We start from the raw sequence: 14,941 nt of genomic DNA on the forward strand, positions 1-14,941 counted from the left end.
TTGGTGCCGTTTAGCTCTCGACGACCTGGCGACGCTCGCCCTTGGCGCCGTACTGGCCGCAGTTGGGGCAAACGGTGTGCTGCAGGTGCTTCGCGCGGCAGGCGGGGTTCACGCAGGTCACCAGCGACGGGGCAGTGGTCTTCCACTGGGCCCGGCGGCTACGGGTGTTGCTGCGCGACATCTTCCGCTTCGGAACGGCCACGGTTATGACTCCTCGGTTCGGCCGGGGGCTGGTGGACCCGGCCGGCTAGCTGACGTTGGTGTTCAGTTGTGCTGCGGTGGTTCGTCGGTCTGGAGCAGACCGCCGAGGGCGGCCCAGCGCGGGTCGACACCGTCCTCGTGCTTGTGGCCGGGCTCGTCCGCCAGGCGTGCCCCGCACTCGGGGCACAGACCCGGACAGTCGTCCGTACACAGCGGCTGGAACGGTAGTGCGAGCACCACCTGGTCCCTCAGCACCGGCTCGAGGTCGATCAGATCGCCCTCCATCCGGCTGGCCTCGTCCGGCTCGGCTTCGCTCTCCGGGTAGACGTACAGCTCCTGGACGTCAGCGAGGAACTCGTCCTCGATATCGACCAGGCACCGCGCGCACTCCCCGACCAGACGGCCGCGGGCCGTACCGGTGACGAGCACCCCTTCGACCACCGATTCCAGCCGTAGATCGAACTGGATCGGATCGCCTTCGGGGACGCCGATCACGTCGATTCCGAGATCTGCCGGCGCCGGCGCCGTGAAAGAGACTTCGCGTTGGGACCCGGCGCGGCGTGTCAGCTCGTGCGTGTCGATCACGAGTGGGGACCGCGGGTCCAAGACGCTCAGAGCAAACCTTTCAGGCGTGGGCAGGCAAGAACTCGGTCTCGTCGAGACCGGTGCTCTACATTACCAACTCCCCGGCCGCAGACCCAATTCGGGGTGAGCCTAGAACTTGCCCAGTAACCGGGAGTGAACAGCCGGGGTCACGAACGTGCTCACGTCGCCGCCGAGCCGGGCGATCTCCTTGACCCAGCTGGAGGAGATGAAAGCGTTCTCCGGGGCGGTCGGGAAGAACAGCGTGTCGACCCCGGTCATCCGCCGGTTCAGCTGGGCCATCTGCAGCTCGTAATCGTAGTCGGCGGCCGAGCGCAGGCCCTTCACGATCACGCCGGCGCCCTCGGCCCGGCAGTAGTCGACCAGCAGCCCGTCGAAGGTGCCGACCCGGACGTTCGGGAACGGGGCGATCAGCTCGGTGAGCATCTCGATCCGCTCCTGCGGCCCGAACAGCCGGTTCTTCGACTGGTTCACCCCGGTCGCGACGATCAGCTCGTCGAAGGCGGCGGCCGCCCGGGTGACGATGTCGAGATGCCCGACCGTCGGGGGGTCGAAAGTGCCCGGAAAGACCGCCTTAGCCATGGCGGTGACCGTACCAAAGGCGGGCCTCGCCGTACTTGCGGTCCCGCAGCGCGGCGAACCCCTCCGGCCACTCCCAGGGCTCCCGCTTGCCCCGCTCGACGACCACGATCGCGTCGTCGGCGAGCCAGCCGCCGGCGGCCAGCTCGACCAGCACCTCCTGGAGCTCGGAGGTCTCCAGCTTGTACGGCGGGTCCGCGAACACCAGGTCGAACCGGGCCGGAACCTCACCGGCGGTGATCTTTTCCACCGGGCGTGTCACGAGTTTCACACCGGGCAGCCCGACGACCTTGATGTTGGCCGCGATCACGTCGGCGGCCCGCCGGTCCGACTCGACGAGCATCACGTTCGCGGCGCCACGCGACAGCGCTTCGAGCCCGATCGCGCCGGATCCGGCGTACAGATCGAGCACGGCGAGCCCGTCGAAGCTGCCGAACTCCGACTCGAGCGACGAGAACAGCGCCTCGCGCACCCGGTCCGCGGTCGGCCTGGTCCCACTCCCCGGCGGCACCGCGATCCGCCGCCCGCCAGCCGCTCCCCCGACAATCCGGCTCAAGTCTTCTCCAGGTATTCGGTGGTCTCGGATTCCAGGGCGGCTCGTACGACGCCGCGCAGTACCGGATGGTCGGTGAGCTCGGCGTCGACCGAGACGATCGCGTTCGCGACGTGGCGGGCGGCGAGGATGATGTCCTCGTCCCGCAGCACGCTGAGCAGCTTCAGGCTGGTCCGGCGTCCGGACTGCGCCACGCCGAGCACGTCGCCCTCACGTCGCGTTTCGAGGTCGATCCGGGACAGCTCGAAGCCGTCGGTCGTCGACGCGACCGCATCGAGTCGCCCGTACGAGCGCGATCCCGGCCACAGGTCGGTGACCAGCAGACACAACCCAGGCACCTTGCCCCGGCCGACGCGGCCGCGGAGCTGGTGCAGCTGCGAGATGCCGAACCGGTCGGCATCCATGATCACCATCGTCGAGGCGTTCGGTACGTCGACGCCGACCTCGATCACCGTCGTCGCGATCAGTACGTCGATATCGCCGGTCGCGAACCGCGACATCACGGCGTCCTTCTCCTCCGCGGGCAGCCGCCCGTGCAGGATCTCGACGCGCAGGTCGTGCAGGATCTCGCCCAGCGCCTCGGCCACCTGCATGACCGAGATCGGCGGCCGCGCCTGCTGCTTCTTGCCGCCGGCGTCTTCTTCCTCGCCAGCAGCGAACTCGCCTTCCTCGTCCCCGGCGTTCTTGACCTCGTCGCCGATCCGCGGGCACACGACGTACACCTGGTGGCCCTTGCCGACCTCCTCGCGGACCCGGGTCCACGCGCGCTGCAGCCACTCCGGCTTCTCCTTGGCGGGGACGACCGAGGACTGAATGGGCGACCGCCCGGCCGGAAGCTGGGTCAGCGTCGAGACCGCGAGGTCGCCGAAGACCGTCATCGCCACGGTCCGCGGGATCGGCGTCGCCGTCATCACCAGCACGTGCGGCGTGTTGTCGCCGGATTTCGCGCTCAGCGCGGCCCGCTGCTCGACGCCGAACCGGTGCTGCTCGTCGACCACGACCAGCCCGAGATCCGCGAACTGGACCTTGTCCTCGAGCAGCGCATGCGTCCCGACCACGATCCCGGCGGCCCCGCTGGCCGCGTCGAGCATCGCCGTACGGCGTCCCGCAGCGTTCAGCGAACCGGTCAGCAGACCGATCTTGGTGGCCTGCTCCGCACCGCCGAGCATGCCCTGCTCCGCCAGGTCACCGAGCATCTTCGTCAGCGTCTTGTGGTGCTGGACGGCCAGCACTTCGGTCGGCGCGAGCAGCGCCGCCTGGCCGCCGTTGTCGACCACGGACAGCATCGCCCGCAGCGCGACCACGGTCTTGCCGGAGCCGACCTCACCTTGCAGCAGCCGGTGCATCGGGTGCGGACGGGCCAGGTCGGCGAAGATCTCCTCCCCCACCTCGGCCTGTCCCTCGGTCAGCTCGAACGGCAACCGCTGGTCGAACTCGTCGAGCAGACCGCCCTCGACGCGCGGCCGCGGTACCGCGTTCAGCGCGTCCGTCACCGCCCGCCGCTGGGCGAGAATCGTTTGCATCACCAACGCTTCCTCGAACCGGAACCGGCGCTGGGCGTCGCTGATGTCCTTCTCGGTGTCCGGAAGATGCACCAGCTGCAGGGCTTCGCGCAGGCCGAGCAGCTTCTCGTTGCGCAGGATCAGGTCCGGGATCGGATCGTCGAGCCGCTCGTCCAGGCTGTCCAGCACGATCTTCACCGACCGCTCGATCGTTGCGGTGGGCAACTTCGCGGTCGCGGGGTAGAGCGGGCGGAACGGACGGGCCCGGCGCTCGATCTCGGCCTCGGTCAGGTCCTCCTCGTCGAGGATCTCGGTGCCGGGATTCTTCAGCTGCATGGTGGTGCGGAACATCGACACCTCGCCCCAGAACAGGGCGGAGGTGCCGGGCGTCAGCTTGGTCAGCAGCCAGGGCTGGTTGAAGAACGCGGCTTCCAGGTCGTTGCGGCCGTCGGTGACGACGACCTTGGTGATCGTCCGCCGCTTGCGGTACTTGTGGACCTCGTCCGGCCGGATCTCGATCTTGCTGTCCAGCGCGCGGGCAGTGACCTTTTTGACCCGCCCGTTGACGGTGGCCTGGTCGCCGACCTCGAGCTCGTCGAACGGGGTCAGCTCGCCCTTCTTCAGGTACCGCCGCGGGTAATGGCGCAGCAGCTCACCGACGGTCTCGATCTCGAGCACCTCGGCGAACGTCTTGGCCGTCTTCGCCCCGAGGAAGTCGCGGAGCTTGCGGTCGATGTCGGTCCTCATTCCACCCCGATCAGCAGCGGGTACCTGTCCTGCCCTCCGTCGTACACCACGACGTCGACATCTTTGCGTTGCCGGCGCACGTGCCGCTCGACCGCCTCGGCCAGCGCCGGGTCCGCGTCGCGGCCGGTGACGATCGTCAGCAGCTCGCCGCCGCCGCCGAGCAGCCGGTCGACCACGCCGACGGCGGCCGTCTCCAGGTCCTCGGTGATCAGCGCGAAGTCTCCGTCGACCACGCCGAGCGCATCGCCGATCCGGCACCGGCCGGCCATCGTCCAGGCGTCCTTGATCGCGATCGTCACCGCGCCGTGGCGGGTCTGCCCGGCAGCCGCCGACAGGTGTACGACGTCGTCGTCGAAGCTGCGCTGCGGGTCGTGGACGGCGATCGCGGCCAGGCCCTGCACCTGCGCGCGGGTCGGGATCACCGCGACCCGGAGGCCGTCCTGGCGGGCGGCGGTGGCGGCGGCCTCGGCGACCGCGATCGAGTCCTGGTCGTTGGGCAGGATCACGATCTCGGGCGCCTGGGACTTCTCGATCGCCTGCAGCAGTTCACCGGTCGAGCATCGCCGCCCGGGGCCGCCGCGGATGACCCGGGCGCCGGCCTCGGCGTACAGCTCGGCCAGTCCGTCACCGGCGACGACGGCGATCACGGCGCGGCCCGGGGCGGGCTCGTGGTGGTTCTGGTCGGCGAAGTGGGTGACGCGGATGCGGTGCGGGCGGCCGATGTCGATGCCCTGCTCGATCGCGGCGCCAACGTCGTCGGTGTGGACGTGCACGTTCCAGAGCCCGTCGCCGCCGACCACGACGACCGAGTCGCCGAGCACGGCCAGGCTCTGCCGGAAGTCGCCGACCTTGTCGTCGGGCGCGTCGAGCAGATACATCACCTCGTACGCCGGCCCGTCCTGGCTCTCGGCGCTCTCGCCCTGTGGTTCGACCCTCGCCGGTACGTCGACGTGCACCTGCCGGCCCGTCAGCACCGACTCCATCGCGCCCAGGATCACCACCAGACCGGCTCCCCCGGCGTCGACGACCCCCGCACGGCGGAGTACATCCAGCTGCTCCGTCGTCTTCGTCAGCGCCTGCCGAGCGGAGGCGACCGCGGCGAGGCAGACATCGGCGAGGGCCTTGCCGTCGTTGGCGGCGGTCATCGCGCCGGTGGCGGCGGCCCTTGCGACGGTCAGCATGGTGCCCTCGACCGGTTGGGCGACCGCGCCGTACGCGGCGTCGGCGGCGTACGTGAGCGCGTCGGCGAAGGCAGCGGCCTCGCTCATCCGGGGGTCCGCGAGTACGCCGTCGGTGCGGTCGGTGTGGTCGGTGCGGTCGCGCGGGAGGTTCTCGTTGAGGCGGTTTCCGCAGGCGCGGATCAGCTGGGAGGTGATCACTCCGGAGTTGCCGCGGGCGCCGAGCAGGGCGCCGCGGCCGAAGGCCTGGATCGCCTCGGTGAAGGTCAGTTCGCCCCTGGGCAGGGCGTCGCAGGCGGCTTCCCAGGTCAGGTAGAGGTTGGTGCCGGTGTCGCCGTCCGGCACCGGGTACACGTTCAGCTCGTCGATCTCGGTCCGGGCCCGCGCCAGCTCCGCCAGCGCCGTCCGGGCCCAGGCCCGCAACACCTCGACCGTCAATTCCTCCACGCCCGGAAGGCTAACGAATCCGTTTACGATGTGCTGTGCCCCGCTCGATTCTGTTCTCGTTCGCGTCCGACAGTTATCGGTATGCGGTCCGGGAGATCCGGGAGGCGTTTCCGGGTGAGCACCGGTTCGAGCGGCTCGGGGCCGAGGTGGCCCGGCTGGCCGACACCTCGGTGCCGGTCGAGGAGTTCGCGGCGGCGTGTGACGAAGGCCGCATCATGTTCGTCCGGCACCTGACCCGCGAGATCGCCGGCTACCCGTTGGACGACCTGCCGACCGAGTCCGAGCTCGCGACGACGTTGCTCGAGGAGATCACGGCCAAGTCGGTCGCGGTGCAGACCTGGGTCGACGGCACCGGGAGCTCGTACCACCATCTGATCGTCGACGCGTTGGCCGGCCGCGGGGTGACGAGCACCCGGTCCGGGCAGGAAATCGTCGTCTCCGGCGTCGCGGTCGGCAAGCAGCTGCTGATCGGCGTGAACCGGGTGGCGGACAGTTTGTCGGACTGGCCGGGTGGACGGATGCGGCTGGCTCGCGGCGACGAGCGGGTGTCGCGGTCGGAGTTCAAGCTCGAGGAGGCGATCGCGACCTTCGGGCTGGACCTGCCGGCCGGCGGGAAGGCGCTCGATCTGGGCGCGTCGCCGGGAGGCTGGACGCGGATCCTGCGGCAGCACGGGCAGGAGGTGTGGTCGGTGGATCCTGGTTCGCTGGACCCGCGGCTGCGCGGCGATCGGCGGATCCATCACGAGGCCACGACCGCGGGCCGCTTCTTCGCGTCGAACCGGGTCCGCTTCGACGTCGTGGTCAACGACATGCGGATGGACCAGCTGATGAGCGCCCGGATGATGCTCGATGCGGCGGCTCAGCTACGCCGCGGCGGGCTGGCGATCGTCACGTTGAAGGGTGGCGGCAAGAACCCGCTCGACGGCGCCCGGCGCGGCATCGATGTCCTCCGCGAGCGGTACGACGTACTGCATGCTCGTCAGCTTCACCACAACCGCAACGAGATCACTGTCGTTGCGCGCAAACACGAATAGGCGCCCGGGAGGTGTCCCGGGCGCCTTTCGAAAGGCCCTACACGGAGTAAAAGCTGGGGATCAGCCGACGACGCGCTGGACCTTGCCGGCCTTGATGCAGGACGTGCAGACCTTCAGCTTGGTCGGGGTGCCCTTGATGAGCGCCCGGACCGGCTGGATGTTGGGGTTGAACCGCCGGGGCGTGCGAGCCTTGACCCGGCGGATCATCGCGCCCTTACCCAAGCGGGCAACGCTGTTGCCGAACGTCGGCTGCTTGCCGCAGACATCGCACTTCTTAGACATGATTCTCCGTGTTCAGGGTCGTGACACCGACAGACCATGTTACATGGGTGTCAGCGAGCCACCAATTCGGCTTCAGGACGTGAGGTAGGCCACTTCGTCCTCGGTCAACGACACCGAAAGTCCCGGTGTCGAGGTGCGGGTTTCGCTGATGTGACGCGGCCCGATCAGCGGAAATACAGGATACGGCTGGTGCAGCAGCCACGCCAAAGCGATGGCGGTCGGCTCGACGCCCTTGGCCTTCGCGAGCTCCCGCGCGCGGTCCAGCCGGCGGAAGTTCTCGTCGGAGTAGAAGCAGCGGACCAGCTCCTGGTCCGAGGTGTCCTCGGGCTTCGCACGTCCGGTGAAGAACCCGCGGGCCTGGCTCGACCACGGGAACAGCGCGACCTGCCGTTCCCGCAGCCAGGCCTGCGATGCGTCGTCGGACACATGCCGGCAGCCGGCCCACGGTACGTCGTACGCGCGGGCGAGGCTGAGGTGGTTGCTGAGCAGCGTGAACGGCTGCTTGCTGTTCGCCTCGGCGTACGCGTTGGCCTCGTCGAAGCGGGCGGTGGACCAGTTCGATCCGCCGAACGCCTTGATCCGGCCGGCCTTGAAGTGCTCGTCGAGGACGTCGACGAACTCCGAGACCGGGATCTCCTCGTTGTCGCGGTGCATCAGGTAGAGGTCGACGTGGTCGGTCTGCAGCCGTTCGAGGCTCTCCTGCAGCTGGCGGGTGATCGACTCGGGGTCGCAGTGCGGCGTGTGCGCACCCTTGCCGATGACAACGACCTCGTCGCGGTTGCCGCGGGACCTCATCCACTGCCCGAGCAGCTTCTCGCCGCGTCCGCCGCCGTAGATGTACGCCGTGTCGAACGTCGTACCGCCGCGCTCGACGAAGTCGTCGAAGATCACCGCGGCGTGCGGCAGCGTCTGCTGGTTGTCGACGCCCATCACGAGCCGGGACACCTGCTTGTCGAGGCCCGGGACCTTGCCGTAGGTCATCGGGGCGTCGTCGCGCCGGGTGAGCGGACGGCCGGTCGCGGTCGGGATCGTTGCGTCGTCCCGCTCGCTCGCGTACTGCTGCCCGATCGCAGCCCGCCACTGGTCCTGGACGGTGAGGTTGCCGAGCGTGTCGGCCCAGCTCATCTCCGGAGCTTCCTTCGCGCCGGCCTGGATCGCCGCCTGCACGGCCTCGGCCTCGGCCGCGTAGATGAGGGCGGGTTCAGCGGAGATGTCCCGCGGCTCCTCCCCCACCTTGTGCAGGGTGACGTGGGTCGGCTTGCCGTCGCCGCCGAACCACGGGTCTTCGACGACGAGGTACCCCTCGCTGCCGTAGATCCGGACCTGGTTCTGGTCGGACAGCCGTACGCCGGTGCTGACCTGTGCGGTGACGCCGCCGTCGAAGAACAGCGTCGCGACCGTCCATTCGTCGGCGCCGGTCTCGCCGACGTGCCCGACCGCGCTGACCGCGGCCGGGTCGGCGAACGGCTGTCCGGCCGCGATCCCGGCGATGAGCCGCGAGTACGAGACCGGGTAGCCGCCGACGTCGAGGATGCCGCCGCCGGCCAGTTCGTCGGCGAAGATCCGCGACTCCGGCCGGAACCCGGCGGCGAACGCGAACGTCGCCTGGATCTGGTGGACCGTGCCGATCTCGCCGTCGCGGACGAGCTGGGCGACCAGTTTCGTCTGCGGCAGGCACCGGTACATGTACGCCTCCATCAGGAAGACGTCGTTGCGTACCGCGGCCTCGATCATCGCCTCGGACCAGGCCCGGTTGATCGCGAGCGGCTTCTCGCACAGCACGTGCTTGCCGGCCTCGGCGGTCTTGATCGCCCACTCGACGTGCATCGGGTGCGGGGTGGCGATGTAGACGGCGTCGACGGTGTCGTCGGCGAGCAGGTCGTCGTACGAACCGTGCCGGTGGGCGATGTCCCACTTGTCGGCGAAGGCGTTCGCCGAGTCGAGGGACCGGCTACCGACGGCGACGACCTCGTTGGTCTTCGACGTCGGCACCTGGCTGGCGAACCGGGAAGCGATGTTGCCGGTGCCGATGATGCCCCAGCGGAGCGTTTGGTCAGTCAAAGGGAGTCCCGTGTCTGGTGTGTGGTTGGGTCAGAATTTCATGGCGCCTGCCGCCAGATCGGCGATGAACGAGCGCGCGCCGATCAGGAAGACGCCGATCAGGGGGACGACGCTCATCAGGGCGCCGGCCATCACCATCGAGTAGTCGGTGCCGTAGATGCCGTTGAGCTGGTCGAGGGCGACCTGCAGGGTGAGGCGGTTCGGGTCCGTCATCACGATCAGCGGCCAGAGGTAATCGTTCCAGACGTTGATGAACGTGAAGATGCCGAGGAAGGCGAGCCCGGGCCGCAGTACCGGCAGGCCGACGGTGAGGTACTGCCGGAAGAATCCCGCGCCGTCGACCTTGGCGGCGGAGATGAGTTCGTCGGGGATCGCGCCCTTGGCGTACTGACGCATCCAGAAGATCCCGAACGCGTTCGCGGCGCCGGGGATGATGAGGGCTTTCAGCGAGCCGATCCAGCCGAACTCGGCGAGCGTGACGAACTGCGGCACCAGCGACAGCTGGGCCGGGATCATGAACGTCGCGAGCAGGATCGAGAACAGGACGTTCCGGCCGGGGAACTCGTACTTCGCGAACGCGAACGCGGCGAGCGAGTCGAAGAACAGCACCAGCACGGTGACGCCGAGTGAGGCGATCAGTGTGAGCAGCATCGAGCCGAAGAAGTCGATGTTGTCGAGCACCTTGCCCATGTTCTCGAACAGGTGGGATCCGATCCACAGTTTCGGCGGGTAGGTGAAGATGTCCGGGGTGGTGTTGGAGGCCATCACCACCATCCAGTAGAAGGGGAACAGCGAGACCAGGACGCCGAGCATCAGCACGACGTGGCCGACGGCGGTGCGTAGGCGCTCAATGGACATCTGCGGCCTCCCTCTTGGCATTCTGGGCTGCGATCTTGCGTTCCACCCGCCGAGCGGCGCGTCGGGTCAGGCGTTCGTCGTCGTTGCCGCCGATCAGCCGCCAGTTGATGATGCTGAACAGCACGATCAGGATGAACAGCGCCCAGCCGATCGCGGCGCCGTACCCGAACTGGTTCTTGATGAACGCCGACTGGTACAGGTACGAGACGATCGTGAGGCCGGCGTCGCCGGGGCCGCCGATGCTGCTGGTGTCACCGAACAGCACGCGGGACTCGGTGAAGATCTGCAGTCCACCGATGGTCGAGGTGACCGCGGTGAACAGGATGACCGGGCGCATCATCGGCACGGTGATCCGCCAGAAGGTCTGCCGCGGACTCGCGCCGTCCACCTTCGCTGCCTCGTACACGTCGGCCGAGATCGCCTGGAGTCCGGCGAGGTAGATGATCGCGTTGTAGCCGACCCATCGCCAGGTGACGATCGTCGCGATCGCGATCTTGATGCCCCACGGTGAGGTCAGCCAGGCGACCTGGCCGACTCCGATCGACTGCAGGAACGCGTTCAGCAGGCCGAAGTTGTTGCTGAAGATCGAGCCGAACACGAGCGTGATCGCGACGACCGAGGTGACGTTGGGGATGAAGTACGCGATCCGATAGAAGGTGCGGAGCCGGGTGGCGTTGTGCAGCGCGTTGGCGATCACCAGCGCGAGCAGCAGCATCGGCACGGTCGACAGCACCCAGATGATCAGCGTGTTGCCGATCGTCTTCCAGAACGTCGCGTCGGTGAGCAGGTAGTGGTACTGCTCCAGCCCGACCCATTTCATCTGGCCGATGCCGTCCCAGGAGTGGAACGAGATCCAGATCGAGAACAGCACCGGGAACGCGCCGAAGACCGCGAACAGGATGAAGAACGGCGAGACGGCGAGGTACTGCGGCAGTGCCTGCCGGTACTTGTTCGGCGGCTTCTCGCTTGCGTGCGTTGCCGTCGTGACCGCCGTGACGGGTTTGGTGGTGACAGCCATGTCAGATCGCCCCCGCTCGGGTGAGTTCGCGCTGCACCTGGCGCTGGGCGTCGGCCCACGCCTGGTCCGGGTCCTTGCCGGCTGCCTCGACGTTCACCAGCTCGGAGCTGATGGGCGTGTCGATGATCGAGTCGTACGGCGAGAAGAAGGCGCCGGGGTACTTCTTGGCGGATTCCGCGAACACGTCGACGATCTGCTGGCCGCCGAAGAACGGGTCGGGCGCGGTCAGAGTCTTGTCCGTGTACGTCGCGGGCGTGGACGGGAACAGCACCGGGTCGAGGAACGCCTGGGCCTGGTTCTTCGCCGACTCCAGCCAGCTGATGAACGCGAACGCCGCCTTAGGGTTCTTGCAGTACTTCGTGATCGCCAGGAAAGACCCGCCCTTGTTGCCGGCGCCACCAGGAGCCGCCGTCACCCGCCAGAGTCCCTTGGTCTTCGGTGCCGCGTTCTTCGGCCCGAGCTGCGCCCACCAGACGGCCGCGTTGTAGGCGACGAGCTTGCCGTTGGTGACGACGGCGTTCTTGTCGGTCGAGTTCTGCGCGTTGGCCGAGAGTCCTTCCTTGACCACCCGGACGGCGAGGTCGAAGGCCTCCCGGACGTGGTCCTGGTCGCCGATGTACTGCCCGTCAGGGGTCATGTAGCGCTTGGACTGCTGCGCCATCCGGTAGCCGTAGATGCCGGTGATGTTGTCGGTGATCGTCGAGCCGGGCACGGCCTGCTTGACCTTCTTGCCGAGCGCGATGTAGGTGTCCCAGTCGGGCGCCAGCTCCGCGACGGCGGCGGGGTCGATGTCGATCCCGGCCTTGGTGAAGACGTCGCTGCGGTAGAACAGCGCGGTCGGGCCGGTGTCCATCGGGTAGGCCATCATCTTGCCGGTCTGGGTGATGCCCAGCTTCCACTTCCACGGCAGGAAGTCCTTCGCGAGATCCTTCGCGCCGAGGTCGTTGAGGTCGTGGAACTGGTCGGCGTTCGGGAAGTACGTCGCGACGTCGTCGTTGATCGCGACGATGTCCGGGACGAGCGACTTCCCGGCCAGGGCGGTCAGCACCTTGGTCTTGTAGTTGCTGCCGATCCGGGTCATCGACAACTTCATGCCGTCGTACCCCGGGATCGCCTTCTCCGCCTGGGCGATCAGGTCGTCGTTGACAGACCCGACCCAGGTCCACATGCTGAGCTCGTTCGATCCGCCCAGTGAGCTGCGGGAGCCGCAGCCGGTGAGTCCCGCGGCGGCCGCGGCTGCGGAGCCGCCGACCGCGAGGAAGTGCCTTCTGCTCAAGGTCATAGCCTCACCTGGCGCTTTCTGTTGGATTTCGCCGGAAGGTGTCCAGATATGTTTACGTAGCCATTAGGTAAGCGCATACCGACTGAACCGGTCAAGGTGCCGGTGACATGATTGGACTCATGATGATGCGTGCCGTCACCGCCGTCCTCTTCGACGCGGATGGTGTCGTCCAGCGCCCGACCTCCGATTGGTGGGCGCAGCTGACGTCGCTCGTGCCCACGGACGGGGAGGCGTTCGTCGCGGACCTGATGGCGGCCGAGAAGCCTTCGCTGGTCGGGAAGGGCGACTTCCGGGACGCGGTTGCCGACGTACTGCGCCGCTGGAACTCGCCGGTTTCTGTCGACGAGGCACTGCAGCCGTGGAGCTGGTTCGCAGCGGAGCCCGAGGTTGTTTCGCTGATCGGGGCGCTGCGGTCCAGTGGTGTCGCATGTCACCTCGCGACCAACCAGCACGCGTACCGGCGGGCGATCATGCAGGACGAGCGCGGGTACGGCGCCTGGTTCGACCAGACGTTCTACTCGTGCGATCTCGGGCTGGCCAAGCCGGATCCGGCGTACTTCCGCGCGATCCTCGGCTCACTGGACCTGCCGGCCTCGTCGGTGCTGTTCATCGACGACAACGTCGCCAACGTGGCGGCCGCTTCGAGCGTGGGGCTGCAGGCGGAGCTGTATAACCTGTCGGCCGGCGTGCCGGCGCTGGCGGAGCTGCTTCGCCGTTATGACCTGCCGATTCCGGCCTGAGGTCTTGTGATGGAGTGATGGCTGTGGCATCGTCGCCGGTCAGTTGACAACGAAGGACAACCACCAGCCGCTCCCTGGAGGCCTCCATGTCCGATCGCTTCACGTTCTCCCGCCGGCGCCTGCTCGGCCTCACCGCCGCGGCCGGGGTCGGGGTGGCTGCTTCGCCGTCTCTCGCCTTCGGCTCTCCCGGCGCGTCGGCGTACCCGACAGTTGCTTCGGCGTACCCCAAAGGCCAGCGGCCGCGGGTTCTGAATGTCCTGACCGAGGACTCGCTGTCGTCCGCTGAGCGGACGCTCGCGACGACGCTGCAGGGCCTGATGGCGCGCCGCGGCGGCGAATCCCTGTACCTGAACTTGCCGACCTTGGGTTACCAGCACTGGCTCGACGGCCTCGTGTCGCAGTACGGCGTCCGCACCAGGACCGAAGACCTGTGGAAAACCGTCGGGCGGTCCGGCGTCCGCGGATATGTTCTCTTCCGTACAGGCACTCCGTCGGTCAACGTCGCGACCACGCTCGCCGGCGTGACGGGTGCTGTGGCAATCGAGGAAAGCTTGGAGGCACTGGCAGTCCAGCACAGATTGCGCAAAGTCCTGGACGTGCGGGACAAGGACGACCGCTGGGTGTTCGAGACGTACTGGCCCCGCCTGCGACACGACGTCGTGGTCGAGCAGCGCGCCGACTTCCCGGAGCGGCTCCGGGACTACGTCACGATGGCGGGGACGCTCGCCTTCTTCGACGGCAACTCGGACTTCCGCGCCCAGGTAGTCAGCGCCCTGGACGACGACGGCACAGTCATCGGCTGGGGCGACGCCTCGAACGGCGAAGACGCATTCATCGGGGTCAACTCGAGCACGGGGGTAAAAGCCCTGCCCGCCGACCACGCACGCAACCTGTCCGTGCTGTCAGGAATCCAAGAGGACCACCTGCAGCAACAAGGCCGCGCGTTCGACCCCGCCCTACGCCCAGCGCCGTCCACCGCTCAACCGACGAACGGACCACAGAGCGGAGGGGGTGGGGGGAGGGCCCTCGAACCAGCCCCGGACCCCAACGCCCACTACGTGAGCTTCCTGATCACCGACGGCGACAACGTCCAATGGGCACTCGGCGACTTCCCGACCGACCCGCGCTGGTTCGGCAGCCCCCGCCGCGGTGAGGTGGACCTCGGCTGGGGCATCTCCCCCTCGCTGATCGACCTGGCCCCATCGGTCATGCGCTGGTTCTACGAACAGTCCAAGACCGACCGCTGGGTCGTCGGCCCCTCCGGCGGCGGCTACATGTACCCCAGCCGCTACCCCACCGCCGCCCTAGAGAAGCACACCGCGTCTTTGGCCAAAGCGATGGGCCGAGCTGACCTGTCGGTTGCCCAGATCATCGACTTCGACGCGTTCGAGAACACCCGCCTCTGGTCGTCGTACCTCATGCGCCGCGAGATCGACGGCCTGATCTACCTCGAGTACTCCCGGTACGACGGCCTCAAGGGAAAGGTCGCCTGGGCCGAAGGCAAGCCGGTCATTTCGGCACGCACCATGCTGTGGGACGGCCTCGACGGCGCCGACGAGGCATCCGTCACCGCCGAACTCAATGCCGCGACCCGCAACCCGCACTCGACCGCCGGCTACTCGATCGTCGTCTGGCACGCCTGGAGCAAGTCCGTCGACAACGTCCTGTCCGTCGTCAACAACCTCGCCCCACACGTCAAGGTCATCCCTCCGGACACCCTGGTCCGCATGGTCGGCAAGTACGCCAAGCCCTAGCTTCGTTGCCCTTAGCAACAACAGCAAAGTTATCCACAGATTGAAATCTGTGGATAACTGAACTCCCTTGAAATAAAGGGCTTTTCGGGTTTGAGAACTGTC

The 14,941-nt window shown here is 67.8% G+C and carries 14 protein-coding genes; 3 read left to right on the forward strand and 11 right to left on the reverse strand.

Annotation, left to right across the window (positions count from 1 at the left end; all coding sequences use genetic code 11):
- Window positions 1-10 precede the first annotated feature (10 nt).
- The 6 genes from rpmF to AB0J62_RS37690 form a co-directional block, all read right to left on the reverse strand.
- A complete protein-coding gene (gene rpmF / locus AB0J62_RS37665; protein ID WP_130387616.1) occupies window positions 11-202 on the reverse strand; it encodes a 50S ribosomal protein L32 in 192 nt (63 codons plus the stop codon).
- 62 nt (window positions 203-264) lie between these two features.
- Window positions 265-786: a DUF177 domain-containing protein gene (locus tag AB0J62_RS37670; RefSeq protein ID WP_363881849.1), complete on the reverse strand. Its 522-nt coding sequence runs from the start codon at window positions 784-786 to the stop codon at window positions 265-267.
- Window positions 787-915: 129 nt separating this feature from the next.
- Window positions 916-1,386 carry a pantetheine-phosphate adenylyltransferase gene (gene coaD, locus AB0J62_RS37675; protein WP_363881851.1) on the reverse strand — a complete coding sequence of 157 codons (471 nt, stop codon included), beginning with the start codon at window positions 1,384-1,386 and terminating at the stop codon, window positions 916-918.
- The gene (gene rsmD / locus AB0J62_RS37680) at window positions 1,379-1,939 is read right to left on the reverse strand and encodes a 16S rRNA (guanine(966)-N(2))-methyltransferase RsmD (protein WP_363881853.1); all 561 of its coding nucleotides are present in this window, start codon (window positions 1,937-1,939) and stop codon (window positions 1,379-1,381) included. Before rsmD ends, coaD begins: the two co-directional genes overlap by 8 nt.
- The gene (gene recG, locus AB0J62_RS37685; protein ID WP_363881856.1) at window positions 1,936-4,185 is read right to left on the reverse strand and encodes an ATP-dependent DNA helicase RecG; all 2,250 of its coding nucleotides are present in this window, start codon (window positions 4,183-4,185) and stop codon (window positions 1,936-1,938) included. Before recG ends, rsmD begins: the two co-directional genes overlap by 4 nt.
- Window positions 4,182-5,810, reverse strand: coding sequence for a DAK2 domain-containing protein (locus AB0J62_RS37690; RefSeq protein ID WP_363881858.1), 1,629 nt, complete (start codon window positions 5,808-5,810; stop codon window positions 4,182-4,184). The genes recG and AB0J62_RS37690 overlap by 4 nt, the downstream gene beginning before the upstream one ends.
- A 35-nt stretch (window positions 5,811-5,845) precedes the next feature.
- Here AB0J62_RS37690 and AB0J62_RS37695 point away from each other — a divergent pair, with 35 nt between their 5' ends.
- Entirely contained in the window at window positions 5,846-6,844 is a 999-nt protein-coding gene (locus tag AB0J62_RS37695; protein WP_363881860.1) for an SAM-dependent methyltransferase, read from the forward strand.
- 60 nt (window positions 6,845-6,904) lie between these two features.
- Here the strand turns inward: AB0J62_RS37695 and rpmB are convergent, their stop codons facing one another.
- The 5 genes from rpmB to AB0J62_RS37720 form a co-directional block, all read right to left on the reverse strand.
- Window positions 6,905-7,126, reverse strand: a complete 222-nt coding sequence (gene rpmB / locus AB0J62_RS37700; protein WP_130449155.1) for a 50S ribosomal protein L28 — start codon at window positions 7,124-7,126, stop codon at window positions 6,905-6,907.
- Window positions 7,127-7,198: 72 nt separating this feature from the next.
- Window positions 7,199-9,187: an aldo/keto reductase gene (locus tag AB0J62_RS37705; RefSeq protein ID WP_363881863.1), complete on the reverse strand. Its 1,989-nt coding sequence runs from the start codon at window positions 9,185-9,187 to the stop codon at window positions 7,199-7,201.
- A 30-nt stretch (window positions 9,188-9,217) separates the two neighbouring features.
- The gene (locus AB0J62_RS37710) at window positions 9,218-10,045 is read right to left on the reverse strand and encodes a carbohydrate ABC transporter permease (RefSeq protein ID WP_134111552.1); all 828 of its coding nucleotides are present in this window, start codon (window positions 10,043-10,045) and stop codon (window positions 9,218-9,220) included.
- The gene (locus AB0J62_RS37715; protein ID WP_363881866.1) at window positions 10,035-11,063 is read right to left on the reverse strand and encodes a sugar ABC transporter permease; all 1,029 of its coding nucleotides are present in this window, start codon (window positions 11,061-11,063) and stop codon (window positions 10,035-10,037) included. The genes AB0J62_RS37710 and AB0J62_RS37715 overlap by 11 nt, the downstream gene beginning before the upstream one ends.
- 1 nt (window position 11,064) lies before the next feature.
- The gene (locus AB0J62_RS37720; RefSeq protein WP_363881868.1) at window positions 11,065-12,345 is read right to left on the reverse strand and encodes an extracellular solute-binding protein; all 1,281 of its coding nucleotides are present in this window, start codon (window positions 12,343-12,345) and stop codon (window positions 11,065-11,067) included.
- A gap of 107 nt (window positions 12,346-12,452) precedes the next feature.
- Between AB0J62_RS37720 and AB0J62_RS37725 the strand changes: the two genes are divergently transcribed.
- Window positions 12,453-13,085, forward strand: a complete 633-nt coding sequence (locus AB0J62_RS37725; RefSeq protein ID WP_363881870.1) for an HAD-IA family hydrolase — start codon at window positions 12,453-12,455, stop codon at window positions 13,083-13,085.
- 86 nt (window positions 13,086-13,171) lie between these two features.
- On the forward strand, window positions 13,172-14,839 hold the full coding sequence (locus AB0J62_RS37730) for a GxGYxYP domain-containing protein (RefSeq protein ID WP_363881872.1): 1,668 nt from the start codon (window positions 13,172-13,174) through the stop codon (window positions 14,837-14,839).
- Window positions 14,840-14,941: the final 102 nt, after the last annotated feature.

This window comes from Kribbella sp. NPDC049584 (assembly GCF_040675555.1).
Lineage (GTDB): Bacteria > Actinomycetota > Actinomycetes > Propionibacteriales > Kribbellaceae > Kribbella.

Coding starts and splice junctions, on each gene's coding strand:
- recG (WP_363881856.1), bottom strand. CDS start 4,185: ATGAGGACCGACATCGACCGCAAGCTCCGCGACTTCCTCGGGGCGAAG.
- AB0J62_RS37725 (WP_363881870.1), top strand. CDS start 12,453: ATGATTGGACTCATGATGATGCGTGCCGTCACCGCCGTCCTCTTCGAC.
- AB0J62_RS37720 (WP_363881868.1), bottom strand. CDS start 12,345: ATGACCTTGAGCAGAAGGCACTTCCTCGCGGTCGGCGGCTCCGCAGCC.
- AB0J62_RS37715 (WP_363881866.1), bottom strand. CDS start 11,063: ATGGCTGTCACCACCAAACCCGTCACGGCGGTCACGACGGCAACGCAC.
- rpmB (WP_130449155.1), bottom strand. CDS start 7,126: ATGTCTAAGAAGTGCGATGTCTGCGGCAAGCAGCCGACGTTCGGCAAC.
- AB0J62_RS37730 (WP_363881872.1), top strand. CDS start 13,172: ATGTCCGATCGCTTCACGTTCTCCCGCCGGCGCCTGCTCGGCCTCACC.
- coaD (WP_363881851.1), bottom strand. CDS start 1,386: ATGGCTAAGGCGGTCTTTCCGGGCACTTTCGACCCCCCGACGGTCGGG.
- AB0J62_RS37710 (WP_134111552.1), bottom strand. CDS start 10,045: ATGTCCATTGAGCGCCTACGCACCGCCGTCGGCCACGTCGTGCTGATG.